This window comes from Plantibacter sp. CFBP 8775 (genome assembly GCF_014839505.1).
GTDB classification, from domain to species: Bacteria; Actinomycetota; Actinomycetes; order Actinomycetales; family Microbacteriaceae; genus Plantibacter; species Plantibacter auratus.
Map to the genome: position 1 here is coordinate 339,275 of NZ_JACYNV010000001.1, position 11,983 is coordinate 351,257.

Consider the following 11,983-nt stretch of genomic DNA (forward strand, 5'->3'; position numbering starts at 1 on the left):
CGTGGCGTCGGCGTCGGATCAGCTGCGCGGTGCGTGGGCTGTGTCGGACCCACTGGCGACGGCTGCCTCGTCGATCGCCGACTGCTCCTCGCCGCCGCGGAACTGCGTGCGGTAGAGCTCGGCGTACGCGCCGTCGACCTCGAGGAGCTGCGCGTGCGAGCCCTGTTCGACGATCCGTCCGTTCTCCATCACGAGGATCGTGTCCGCATCGCGGATGGTCGACAAGCGGTGGGCGATGACGAACGAGGTGCGGTCGGACCGCAGCGCCGCCATCGCGTGCTGCACCAGCAGCTCGGTCCGCGTGTCGACGGAGGACGTCGCCTCGTCGAGGATGAGCAGCTTCGGCTTCGCGATGAACGCACGGGCGATCGTGATGAGCTGGCGTTCGCCGGCCGAGACACTGCCGCCGTCCGCGTCGAGGACGGTGTCGTACCCGTCGGGCAGCTGCCGCACGAAGCGGTCGACCATCGTCGCCTCGGCGGCCTCGACGACCTCCGCGTCGCTCGCGCCGAGTCGGCCGTACCGGATGTTCTCGCGGATCGTCCCCTCGAACAGCCAGGCGTCCTGCAGCACCATCCCGACCTGCGACCGCAGCTCGGCGCGGGTCAGGGCGGTGATGTCGACGCCGTCGAGCAGGATGCGACCTCCGGTGAGCTCGTAGAACCGCATGACGAGGTTCACGAGGGTCGTCTTCCCGGCCCCGGTCGGGCCGACGATCGCGACGGTCTGACCCGGCTGCGCGGAGAAGGAGAGGTCCTCGATGAGCGGCTTCTCGGGGTCGTAGCTGAAGGAGACGCCGTCGAACTCGACGTGGCCGTCGGTGTGCTCGGGCAAGTGTGCGTCCGCGGTCTCCGCGTCCTGTTCCTCGGCGTCGAGCAGCTCGAAGGTGCGCTCGGCGGACGCGACGCCCGACTGCAGCTGGTTCGCCATGCCGGCGATCTGGCTGAGCGGCTGCGAGAACTCACGCGAGTACTGGATGAACGCGGTCGCGTCGCCGAGGGTCATCTGGCCGGAGGCGACCCGGAGGCCGCCCACGACGGCGATGAGCACATAGGACAGGTACGACACGAAGGTCATCGCCGGCATGATCATGCCGGACACGAACTGCGCGCCGAACGCCGCCTGGTAGAGCTTCTCGTTGCGGTCGTCGAACTCGGCGAGCATCTCCTTGTCGCGGCCGAAGACCCGCACGAGCTCGAGGCCCGAGAACGACTCCTCGATGTGCCCGTTGAGCGAGCCGGTGTTCTTCCACTGCGCGGTGAAGAGCTTCTGCGAGCGGGAGCCGATGACCCCGGCGATCAGCGCGGACAACGGCAGCGCGATCAGCGCGATGAGTGCGAGCTGCCACGACACGATGAACATCATCGCCGTGATGCCGAGCACCGTGAGCGCAGACTGCACGAGTTGCGAGAACGCCTGTTGGAGGGCGGTCTGGATGTTGTCGACGTCGTTCGTGACGCGCGACATGAGGTCGCCGCGCTGACGGGTGTCGAAGTAGCTCAGGGGAAGGCGGTTGAGCTTGCGCTCGATGTCGCGGCGGAGCGTGTAGACCACGCGCATGACGAGCCCGTTGAGGATGTACCCCTGCGCCCAGTTGAGGATCGACGCGACGATGTACATGCCGAGCACGATGATGATCAGGCGGCCCAGCAGGGTGAAGTCGATGCCCTGACCCGGGGTGATGTCCGACTTCTCGAGCATGTCGGCGTACTGGTCGTTGCCGGATGCGCGTGCCTGGTCGACGACTTGGTCGAGCGTCGCGCCGGCCGGGAGCTGCGAGCCCATCACGCCGTTGAAGATCGCGTCCATCGCGAGCCCGAGGATCTTCGGGGCGATGACCGTGAGCACGACCGAGAGCACGACGAGCCCGACGACGATGCTCATCTTGACCTTCTCGGGGGCGAGGAGACCGACGAGTCGCTTCGCGGAGGGCCAGAACTGCTCGGCCTTCTTCGACGGGGTGCCGCCGAACATGTCGCCGTCGGACTCACCCGGGGTGAACTCCGGTGCGAGTGCCTCCTCCTCGACCGCGTTCAGCTCGGGAGCCTGAGCCGTGTCCTTCGAGGCGCCGGAGGAGCGCTTGTCACGTGGTGAACGGGCCATGGTCACGCCACCCCTTCCACAGCGAGCTGCGATTGGACGATCTCGCGATACGTCTCGTTGGATTCGAGGAGTTCGTCGTGGGTCCCGCGGCCGACGATGCCGCCGTCGTTCATGACGATGATGTGGTCGGCCTCGCGGATCGTCGCGATGCGTTGCGCGACGATGATGACGGTCGCGTCGGCGGTGCTGTCGCCGAGGGCTGCCCGGAGTCGGGCGTCGGTGGCGACGTCGAGGGCCGAGAACGAGTCGTCGAAGAGGTAGACCCTGGGCTTCGCGACGAGGGCCCTGGCGATGCAGAGGCGCTGACGCTGGCCGCCGGAGACGTTCGTGCCGCCCTGGGCCACGCCGTCGTTCAGCATCTTCGGCTTCGCACGGACGAAGTCCTCCGCCTGCGCGACGTCGAGGGCGCTCCACAGCTCGTCGTCGGTGGCGTCGGGGCGTCCGAACCGGAGGTTCGAGGCGATCGTGCCCGAGAACAGGTACGGCTTCTGCGGCACGATCCCGACGACCCCGGCGATCTGCTGCCGGGTGAGCTGCGAGACGGGGACGCCGTCGATGGTGACGTGGCCCTGCTGCGGGTCGTAGAGGCGCGGGATGAGCGAGAGGAGCGTCGTCTTGCCGGAGCCGGTCGAGCCGACGATCGCGGTGGTCTTGCCGGGCTCCGCCGTGAACGTGACGTCCGACAGGACCGGTCGCTCCGCACCGGGGTAGCCGAAGGTGACGCCGGTGAACTCGACCCGTCCGACCGACGGCACGCGGATGTCGGTGCTCGTCGGCACCGTGAGGCTCGGCTCGGTGTCGAGGACGCTCTGGATGCGCTCGGCGCACACGACCGCGCGAGGGATCATCATGACCATGAAGACGCCCATCATCACCGAGGTGAGGATCTGGAGCAGGTACTGGAGGAACGCGGTGAGGGAACCGACCTGCATCTGTCCGGCGTCCACCCGCTGGCCACCGAACCAGAGCACGGCAGCCGTCGCCAGGTGGAGGACCATCATGATGACCGGGAACATGAGGACGAAGATGTTGCCGACCTTGATGGACACGCGGGTGAGCGCCTCGTTCGCGCGGTCGTACCGCTCCGACTCGAACGGCTCGCGGACGAACGCCCGGACGACACGGATGCCGATGATCTGCTCGCGCAGCACGCTGTTGATGCCGTCGATGCGGTCCTGCATCTGGCGGAACAGCGGCATGAGGAGGTAGACGAGGAACCCGACGATGATGAACAGCACCGGCACGGAGACCCACACGAGCCACGACAGCCCCGCGTCCTCGCGGAGCGCCATGATGATGCCGCCGACGCACATGATGGGCGCGGACACCATGAAGTTGAGGGTCATGAGGACGAGCATCTGGACCTGCTGGACGTCGTTCGTGCCGCGCGTGATGAGCGTCGCGCTGCCGAAGCCGCCGATCTCGAGGGCGCCGAGCGAGTCGACCTTCCGGTAGAACTCCCGGCGCAGGTCGCGGCCGATGGCCATGGCGGTGCGGGCGCCGAAGTAGACCCCGCCGATGGCTGCGGCCACCTGGACGAGGCAGACGAGCAGCATGGTCATGCCGGTGGACCAGATGAAGTCGGTGTCGCCGCGGGAGACGCCCTGGTCGATGATCTGGGCGTTCAGGCTGGGGAGGTAGAGGGCCGCGATCGTCGAGACGAGCTGCAGCACGAACACCGCGACCACCCAGGCCGCGTACGGCTTGGCGTGTCGGAGGGCGAGGGCGAGGAGGGCCACGTGAGGTCCTTAGACGGTTCGTGTCCGGCGCGGGGCATCGCGCGGACGGGTGACGAGGTGGAGCGGGCCTGGCGCGAGACCAGTGCTCCGGTCGGCGGCGCAGCCGGACGGGAGCGTGAGGGGCGTGCCCGAGTGACGATACTCCGCGCCGGTGACACGGTGGTGTCCCGGTTCGGAATCGTGATGATCTCGGGTCAGTCGACGCCGACGGAGATGGTGTGCCAGCCCTCCGCACCGTCGGGGACGACGTCAACAGGGGTCTCGCTCTGCGTCTTCCCGGCTGCGTCGGTCGCGCGGACGGCGATGGTGTGGTCGCCGGCCGGGGCGTCCCACTGGAGGACCCACTGCACCCAGGTGTCGTCGGAGATGGCGGTCGCGAGCGTCGTGTCGAGCCAGTCGCCGTCGTCGATCCGAACCTGGACCCGGTTCACGCCCGTGTGCTGCGCCCAGGCGACGCCGGCGATCGCGACGTTCCCCGCCGCGACACGTCCACCGTTGCGTGGCACGTCGATGCGCGACTCCGTCTTGATGGGCCCGCGCTCGGACCAGCCGCGGTCGGTCCAGTAGGCCCGGGCGTTCGCATAGCGGGTCACTTCCAGCTCGACGACCCACTTCGTGGCGGAGACGTAGCCGTAGAGCCCCGGCACGACCATGCGCACCGGGAAGCCGTGCTGCAGGGGGAGCGGTTGTCCGTTCATCCCGACGGCGAGGAGGCTGTCGCGATCCTCGTCCTGCAGGACCTCGAGCGGAGTGCCGGCGGTGAACCCGTCGATGCTCCGCGACAGGACCATGTCGGCTCCGGCCTTGGGCTTCGCGCGGGCGAGCAACTCGCGGATCGGATACCCGAGCCAGAGCGCGTTGCCGATGAGGTCGCCGCCGACGGGGTTCGAGACGCAGGTCAGCGTGATGATCGACTCCTGGAGTGGGAGGGCGAGGAGTTCCTCGAACCCGATCTCGACCTCCTGCTCGACCATGCCGGTGATCTTGAGGCTCCAGGTCGAGGGGTCGATGTTCGGCACCTGGAGGGCGGTGTCGATCCGGTAGAAGGAGTCGTTCGCCGACACGACCGGGGTGAGTCCGTCGATACCGAGTTCGGCTCCGGCCGGGACCGGCGGTGCGGCGACGGCGGCCGTCGGGAGCTTGAGCGCCTTCCGGATGGTCTCCACGGCGACCGCTCCGGCCGAGGCGACGCGTGCGCCGACGCCGACGACGAGGGCGCCGACCGCGGTACCGCCGAGCAGGACGATGAAGGAGCGCCGGGGGAGTTCGGCCCGCGAGGCGCCGACGACCGGCCGGGCTTCATCCGCGACCGTCGCGTCGTCCCAGGTGCGGAGCCGGGTCACGAGCAGTCGCAGGACGAGGATGCCGACCGCGGTACCGACGACGCTCGGGAACGCCCAGTCGAGGCCCGCGTCCGCGCGGGTGATCGCTGCGACGACCGCGACGACACCGACGAGCGCGAGCGCGATGCTGCCGACCACCGGTCGACGCTCCTCGAGGATCCCGATCCCGACGGCGAGGGCCGCGACCAGGACGCCGAGCACGATGAGCAGCACGAGCTTGTCGTTGGTGCCGAACAGGGCGATGACGAGGTCCTTCACCCAACCGGGCACGAGGTCGATCACGAGGGAACCCACGGCGAGCAGCGGCGAGCTCGCGGGGGCGACGAAGGCTGCGACGGCCTCGGCCGACCCGAGGGTGGCGACGGCTGCGACGACGCCGGACGCGCCGGCGAGCAGGGTGCGGCGGCGGGGCTCCATGTCCGTCATGCTACGCGCGCCCGCTGGGCGTTCCTCCCCGAAGCGGCTCTAGAGGGGCAAGTCGGCCGTCCATCCCCGTACCCTGGGGGGATGACCACAGTCGGGCTAGGAATCCCACGCATCGGGTCGCCGCTCAGGCACATCCCGGACGCTGCCGGGCGCCCCGACGTCGACGGCCTCATCGACCGCTTCGGCAGGGTCGCCCGCGACCTCCGGGTGTCGATCACGGAGAAGTGCTCGCTGCGCTGCACGTACTGCATGCCCGAGCAGGGTCTCCCCGCGATCGCCCGCGACGACCTGCTGACGCCCACCGAGATCGGTCGCCTCGTCGAGATCGCCGTCCGCGACCTCGGGGTGCACGACATCCGCTTCACGGGTGGCGAGCCGCTCATGCGCCCCGACCTCGCGGAGATCATCGCCCGCAGCTCCGCGGTCGCCGGCGACGCCTCGATCTCCATGACGACGAACGGTATCGGACTCGACAAGCGCGTCGACGAGCTCGTGGCCGCCGGGCTCACCCGCGTGAACATCTCCCTCGACACCGTCGACCGCGACCACTTCGCGCGACTCACGCGTCGCGACCGACTCCCCGCCGTCCTGGCCGGCATCGAGGCCGCCAAGCGCGCCGGGCTGACGCCGCTCAAGATCAACGCCGTCCTCATGCGCGACACGCTCGACGGCGCGGTCGCCCTCCTCTCCTGGGCGATCGAGAACGGTTGCCGTCTTCGTTTCATCGAGCAGATGCCGCTCGACGCCGACGAGGCGTGGGTGCGGGAGAACATGGTCGACGCGGCCGAGTTGCTCGACGTCCTCGGCTCCAGCTTCACGCTCACTGCCCCGCATCGCGAGGACCCCTCCGCTCCCGCAGAGGAGTGGCTCGTCGACGGCGGCCCGGCCACGGTCGGCATCATCGCCTCGGTCACGCGCTCGTTCTGCGGCGACTGCGACCGCACGCGGCTCACCGCCGAGGGGACGATCCGCTCCTGCCTCTTCGGCGACGACGAGACCGACCTTCGGGGCATGTTGCGTTCGGGCGTCGAGGACGTCGAGATCGCGGATCGCTGGCGCGCGGCGATGTGGCACAAGCAGGCCGGGCACCGCATCGCGTCACCCGACTTCGTCCGTCCGGAGCGGAGCATGGGAGCGATCGGTGGCTGAGACGACGACCCTGCAGGTGCTCGTGCGCTACTTCGCCGCTGCCGAGGAGGCCGCCGGCGTCCCCGAGGAGTCCTTGCCGGCGGTCGCGACGGTCGGCGAGCTGAAGTCGGTGCTGCTCGAGCGCTACGGCGACGCGATGGCGAAGGTCCTCGCGTCCGGTTCCTTCCTCGTCGACGGCGTCGTCAGTCGCGACGACACCCGTCCGCTCGGCGCCCGGGTCGACGTCCTCCCGCCCTTCGCCGGCGGCTAGGACGGGGACGTCGCTGAGCGACGACGCTCGGCGAGGGCGCGGGTCGCGCGGTGTTGGAACCATCGCAGGAGGTCCAGGATGCGATGGCGCCGTGCATCCGATTCGTCCTCGTGCGACGCGCGGTAGCCGGGGATCGAATCGACCGGGTAGTCGTCGAGGTTCTCGCAGCGCATGGTCCAGTCCGGGAACCGCCGGTAGTCGATCTCCTCTTCGACCAGGACCCGCAGCTCGCTGTGTCGGGTGTCCTCGTGCAACCGCTGCAGCACGTGGCGAACGACCGCAGGGGGCCCTTCGATCACCTGGAAGAAGTCGTCGCCTCGCACGGCGAGCATGCCGGTGAGGCCCGAGCGTCCGTTGTTGTCGCGGGACTGCCGGAGGATCGCTTCGAGTGCGGTCTGGGTCAGCGGTTCAGCGGACGTGCTCACGTAGGTCACGGAGAGGAACGCGGATTCGGGCTGCGTCATACTCCGTGACCTTACACGTCAGGTGTCGGATAGGTGCTCATCGCGAGGCCTGCCAAGCGCGACGGGCCACCCCGGCCGACCGGAACATCAGCATCAGCGAGGAGATCGCACCGACGACGGTCGCCAGGAACGCCACGAGTGCGAGCATCTGGAGCAGTTCGCCGACCGGCGACGACCGGCCGACGTACGGCGGGATCTCGTCGGACACGGTGTTCCCGACGCCGAAACCGGCGATGAACATGGCGAGGAGACCGAGCCAGACGAGCATGGATCCGAGGGTCGCGACGTGGACCCAGTGCGTGCCGAGCCGCCCGCGCCATCCGAAGGAGGTGAACACCAGGATCGCCGTGAGACCGAGCAGGAACGCAATCGCGACTCCGACGAGGCCGACGGCCAGGGTGGTGGACGTGAACACCCCGTAGATCGCCTCGATGCCGTAGGAGTCGTCCGTCATCGCGAGCGGCGCCCAGATGAGTTCCTCGATGGGAGCGAGCACCAGCATCACCGTCGCGGCGATCGCCCAGACGACGACGGCGATGCGCTGGGCGCGGAGGTCACGGTGTGCATCGGTCGTCTGCATGGACTCCACGCTCAGCGCTCGGGGTCGGTGGGACGTCATCCCGCCGACGCGTCCTCCGGTGACGGTGCAGCACCGAGCAACGCCAGTCGCTTCGCCAGGTAGGGCGCGGTGCGGCTGTCGGGGTCTGCGGCGACGGCGTCCGGGGTGCCTGCGGCCACGATGCGCCCACCCGCGTCGCCGCCGGACGGTCCGAGGTCGATCACCCAGTCGGCCGCCGCGACGACGTCCATCTCGTGCTCGACCACGACGACGGTGTCGCCGGAGTCGACGAGTGCGTTCAGCTGCGCCAGCAGACGACGGACGTCGGCCGGGTGGAGGCCGGTCGTCGGCTCGTCGAGGAGGTAGAGGGTGTGACCGCGTCGCACCCGCTGGAGTTCCGTCGCGAGTTTGATGCGCTGCGCCTCTCCGCCCGACAGCTCCGTGGCCGGCTGTCCGAGCCGCAGGTACCCCAGGCCGACCTCGAGCAGGGTGCGGAGGCTGCGCGCCGCCGCCGGGACGGCCGCGAGGAACTCGGCCGCCTGCTCGACGGTGAGTGCGAGGACGTCTGCGATCGACTTCCCGTCGTAGGTGACCTCGAGGGTCTCGGCGTTGTACCGAGCGCCGTTACAGGTCGGGCACTTCCCGTAGCTGCCGGGGAGGAACAGCAGTTCGACCGACACGAAGCCCTCACCGAGGCAGGTCTCGCAGCGACCTCCCGCGACGTTGAACGAGAACCGGCCGGCCGTGTAGCCGCGTTCGCGGGCGAGGTCCGTGGCGGCGAAGGCCGCGCGGACGGCGTCGAACAGTCCGGTGTAGGTCGCGAGGTTCGACCGCGGCGTTCGACCGATGGGCTTCTGGTCGACCCGGACCATGCGGTCGACGTGCTCGAGCCCTCGCACCCGACGGACGGTGAGCGTGTCGGCGTGTCCGTCCGGCACCGTCGCCTCCGCCAGGCCGGAACCCTCGGCCGCATCCGGATCGGCGGGCACCTCGTCGTCATCGTCTGCGACGTCGTCCGTCGTCCGGCCGGCTGCCCGCAGGTGGTCGCGCACGACGTCGCGGAGGACCCGGCTCACGAGGGTCGATTTGCCGGAACCGGAGACACCGGTGACGGCGACGAAGGTCCCGAGGGGGATCGAGGCGTCGACGCCGACGAGGTTGTGGAGCGTGATGCCCTCCACCTCGAGCCAGTCGCGCGCCTCACGGAGTGCTCGTCGCTCGGGAGCCGGACCGTGCTGTTCGGGGAAGAGGAACGGGCGGGTCGCCGAGGCCTCGACCTCGGCGAGACCCTCGACGGCCCCGCTGTAGAGCACGTCGCCGCCACCCTCGCCTGCACCGGGGCCGACGTCGACGATCCAGTCCGCGTTCCGGACGACGTCCATGTTGTGCTCGACGACGTAGACCGAGTTGCCCGAGCGCTTCAGCTGCTCCAGCACCTCGAGGAGGGGCTCCGCATCGGCCGGGTGCAGACCCGCTGACGGTTCGTCGAGGACATAGACCACGCCGAAGAGCCCGGAGCGCAGCTGGGTCGCGAGCCGGAGCCGTTGCATCTCGCCGGGGGAGAGCGTCGTCGTCACGCGCCCGAGCCCGAGGTAGCCGAGTCCGAGATCGGTGAGCACGCGGATACGCGCGAGGAGGTCGGTCGTGATGGCGACGGCGACGTCGGTGCGCTCGCCGGAGAGCGTGGTCGGGAGCGCGGGCGCCGCGTCGGTCAGCTCCGTGGTGGGCCGGATGACCTCGGCGAGCTCCGTCATCGGCAGGGCGTTGAGTTCGGCGATCGTGCGGCCGGCGAAGGTGACCGCGAGCGCCTCGCGGCGGAGTCCCGTGCCGTGGCAGAGCGGGCACGGACCCGAGCGCACGAACTGCAGCACCTTGTTCCGCATCATCTGGCTCTTGGAGTCGGAGAGGGTGTGGAAGACGTACTGCTTGGCGCTCCAGAACATCCCGTTGTACGGCTTCGCGACGCGGTCTCGTTGCGGCGTGATCTGCACGACCGGTTGCTCCTCGGTGAAGAGGATCCAGTCGCGGTCCTCCTGGTCGAGTTCCCGCCAGGGGCGGTCGACGTCGTATCCGAGGGCGATGGTGATGTCGCGGAGATTCTTCGCCTGCCAGGCGCCCGGCCACGCGGCGATCGCGCCCTCGCGGATGCTCAGCGACGGGTCGGGCACGAGGGAGTCCTCGGTGACGGTGTGCGCGACGCCGATGCCGTGGCACTCCGGGCAGGCGCCGACGGCTGTGTTGGGGGAGAAGGCGTCTGAGTCGAGGCGGGTCGTGAACCCCTCGGGGAAGGTGCCGGCGCGCGAGAAGAGCATGCGGAGTGAGTTCGAGAGGGTGGTCACCGTGCCGACGCTGGAGCGCGAGCTGGGAGCGCCGCGTCGCTGCTGCAGGGCGACCGCCGGTGGCAGGCCGGAGATCGAGTCGACGTGCGGGTCGTGACCCTGCTGGATCAGCCGCCTGGCGTACGGGGCGACGGACTCGAGGTACCGTCGCTGCGCCTCGGTGAAGATGGTGCCGAACGCGAGCGACGACTTGCCCGAGCCGGAGACCCCGGTGAAGGCGACGATCGCATCGCGCGGCACGTCGACGTCAACGTTGCGGAGGTTGTTCTCGTTGGCTCCCCGGACGCGGACGAACGGGTCGGATGCTTCGGGGGCGTGTTCGGGCATCAGATCACCCTACGTCGCTCGCTACCGCGATGCGGAGTGGTTGACGCGCCCCTGCAGGTGTGCGGGCGAGGCTCTTGCCAGGAGGATCGCCGAGCTGAGACGATCGTCGGTTGCCCGAAGCGGGCGCAGAGTTGGAGTCCACCGTGTCTCATGAAGCCGATGACCCGCGAACCATCGTGGCGGCGAGCGTCGAGTACTGGCGTTCGCTCGTGCAGCGCCTGGCAGGTGCATCGGCCGTCACTTCGGTCGAGGAGGTCGACACGGCTTTGCCGTGGACCAACCTGAGCGTCGAGCCCGTGAACCCGAGAGCGGCCTCGATCGACCTGCTCCTGACCCCGCACGAGATGATCCTGCACCTCGGCCGACACGGTTGCCGGTGGGAACTCGACGACGGAGCGCTCGACACCGCGTTCGCCGAACGGGTGATCGACGCCGCGATCGCCGGACGCGCAGAGGAGCTCGTCGGAACGATCCGGTTCGCCGTGCGGGTCACCTTCCGGGACGGCACCGTCGAGGAGAACGTCCGACTCGACGGCTTCCTGGCCCCGACACGGCGCTGGATGCGCCGCGAGCCTTGGACGCGCTTCGAGCCGTACGACGTGGAGTGAGGATGTCTGGCGAGAACCGGTCGTGAACGATGTCGGGGGTGGACGGCAGGATCGTCCTCATGACTCGTGAACGTTCCTGGCACGGCTGTGTCTTCATCGGCGTGAGCCTCGACGGTTACATCGCCAAGCCCGACGGCGACCTCGGCTGGCTCACGGAGCTCGAGCCGCGGGAGCATGCCGCGGATGCGCCAGGGCAGCACCCGGCGCTCGACTGGGACTCGTTCTTCCCGACGATCGACACCCTCGTGATGGGACGCACCACCTACGACACCGTCCTCGGCTTCGGTGAGTGGCCGTTCGAAGGCAAGCGGGTCGTCGTGCTGAGCACCACGCTCGAGGCCGGGGACGACCGCATCACGGTCGCCGGGTCGGTCGACGAGGCGGCCGCCCTGCTCGACGAGGCCGGCCGCGTCTACATCGACGGAGGTAGGACGATCCAGGCGTTCCTGGGCGCCGGCCTCGTCGACGAGCTGACGGTGTCGGTCGCCCCGGTCCTCATCGGTTCCGGCGCACGCCTCTTCGGCGACCTCGACGCCGACGTCCTCCTGCGGCTCCGAGGCACCCACGCGACGCCCGAGGACGGCCTTGTGCGCATCACCTACGACGTGCTGGCGCGCTGACAGCTCGATTCGCCCCGAGTGGTCGCCCACGCTTCGTGCGTGCGACCACTCGGGGC

General features: G+C 69.5%; 10 protein-coding genes. 4 read left to right on the forward strand and 6 right to left on the reverse strand.

Translation table 11 applies throughout. The features are described 5' to 3' along the window. Positions 1–18: 18 nt before the first annotated feature. From IFR14_RS01595 to IFR14_RS01605, 3 genes are all read right to left on the reverse strand, one after another. Positions 19–2,103: an ABC transporter ATP-binding protein gene (locus IFR14_RS01595; RefSeq protein WP_435892127.1), complete on the reverse strand. Its 2,085-nt coding sequence runs from the start codon at positions 2,101–2,103 to the stop codon at positions 19–21. 2 nt (positions 2,104–2,105) lie between these two features. Next, a complete protein-coding gene (locus IFR14_RS01600) occupies positions 2,106–3,842 on the reverse strand; it encodes an ABC transporter transmembrane domain-containing protein (RefSeq protein WP_191939997.1) in 1,737 nt (578 codons plus the stop codon). Between the two features lie 194 nt (positions 3,843–4,036). Continuing rightward, complete coding sequence (locus tag IFR14_RS01605) at positions 4,037–5,602, reverse strand: molybdopterin-dependent oxidoreductase (RefSeq protein WP_191939998.1); 1,566 nt, start codon at positions 5,600–5,602, stop codon at positions 4,037–4,039. A 90-nt stretch (positions 5,603–5,692) separates the two neighbouring features. On the opposite strand from IFR14_RS01605, the gene moaA reads away from it, so the two are divergent. Together moaA and IFR14_RS01615 are read left to right on the forward strand one after the other, a co-directional pair. After that, on the forward strand, positions 5,693–6,760 hold the full coding sequence (gene moaA / locus IFR14_RS01610) for a GTP 3',8-cyclase MoaA (RefSeq protein WP_191939999.1): 1,068 nt from the start codon (positions 5,693–5,695) through the stop codon (positions 6,758–6,760). After that, on the forward strand, positions 6,753–7,010 hold the full coding sequence (locus tag IFR14_RS01615) for a MoaD/ThiS family protein (protein WP_079704425.1): 258 nt from the start codon (positions 6,753–6,755) through the stop codon (positions 7,008–7,010). The genes moaA and IFR14_RS01615 overlap by 8 nt, the downstream gene beginning before the upstream one ends. Here the strand turns inward: IFR14_RS01615 and IFR14_RS01620 are convergent. From IFR14_RS01620 to IFR14_RS01630, 3 genes are read right to left on the reverse strand one after another with little or no spacing between them, the layout of a single operon-like run. Continuing rightward, entirely contained in the window at positions 7,007–7,474 is a 468-nt protein-coding gene (locus tag IFR14_RS01620) for a BLUF domain-containing protein (protein WP_191940000.1), read from the reverse strand. The two genes, IFR14_RS01615 and IFR14_RS01620, sit on opposite strands and share 4 nt — an antisense overlap. A gap of 37 nt (positions 7,475–7,511) precedes the next feature. Further along, a complete protein-coding gene (locus IFR14_RS01625) occupies positions 7,512–8,054 on the reverse strand; it encodes a hypothetical protein (RefSeq protein WP_191940001.1) in 543 nt (180 codons plus the stop codon). Between the two features lie 35 nt (positions 8,055–8,089). Further along, complete coding sequence (locus tag IFR14_RS01630) at positions 8,090–10,699, reverse strand: excinuclease ABC subunit UvrA (protein ID WP_191940002.1); 2,610 nt, start codon at positions 10,697–10,699, stop codon at positions 8,090–8,092. Positions 10,700–10,842: 143 nt separating this feature from the next. Here IFR14_RS01630 and IFR14_RS01635 point away from each other — a divergent pair, with 143 nt between their 5' ends. Further along, positions 10,843–11,307 carry a hypothetical protein gene (locus IFR14_RS01635; protein WP_137242842.1) on the forward strand — a complete coding sequence of 155 codons (465 nt, stop codon included), beginning with the start codon at positions 10,843–10,845 and terminating at the stop codon, positions 11,305–11,307. Positions 11,308–11,366: 59 nt separating this feature from the next. Next, entirely contained in the window at positions 11,367–11,927 is a 561-nt protein-coding gene (locus IFR14_RS01640; RefSeq protein WP_191940003.1) for a dihydrofolate reductase family protein, read from the forward strand. Positions 11,928–11,983: the final 56 nt, after the last annotated feature.

Bases quoted from the DNA above. Each gene is read 5' to 3' on its own strand.
- IFR14_RS01625 (WP_191940001.1), bottom strand. From the start codon at position 8,054: ATGCAGACGACCGATGCACACCGTGACCTCCGCGCCCAGCGCATCGCC.
- moaA (WP_191939999.1), top strand. From the start codon at position 5,693: ATGACCACAGTCGGGCTAGGAATCCCACGCATCGGGTCGCCGCTCAGG.
- IFR14_RS01595 (WP_435892127.1), bottom strand. From the start codon at position 2,103: ATGGCCCGTTCACCACGTGACAAGCGCTCCTCCGGCGCCTCGAAGGAC.
- IFR14_RS01640 (WP_191940003.1), top strand. From the start codon at position 11,367: ATGACTCGTGAACGTTCCTGGCACGGCTGTGTCTTCATCGGCGTGAGC.
- IFR14_RS01620 (WP_191940000.1), bottom strand. From the start codon at position 7,474: ATGACGCAGCCCGAATCCGCGTTCCTCTCCGTGACCTACGTGAGCACG.
- IFR14_RS01630 (WP_191940002.1), bottom strand. From the start codon at position 10,699: ATGCCCGAACACGCCCCCGAAGCATCCGACCCGTTCGTCCGCGTCCGG.
- IFR14_RS01605 (WP_191939998.1), bottom strand. From the start codon at position 5,602: ATGGAGCCCCGCCGCCGCACCCTGCTCGCCGGCGCGTCCGGCGTCGTC.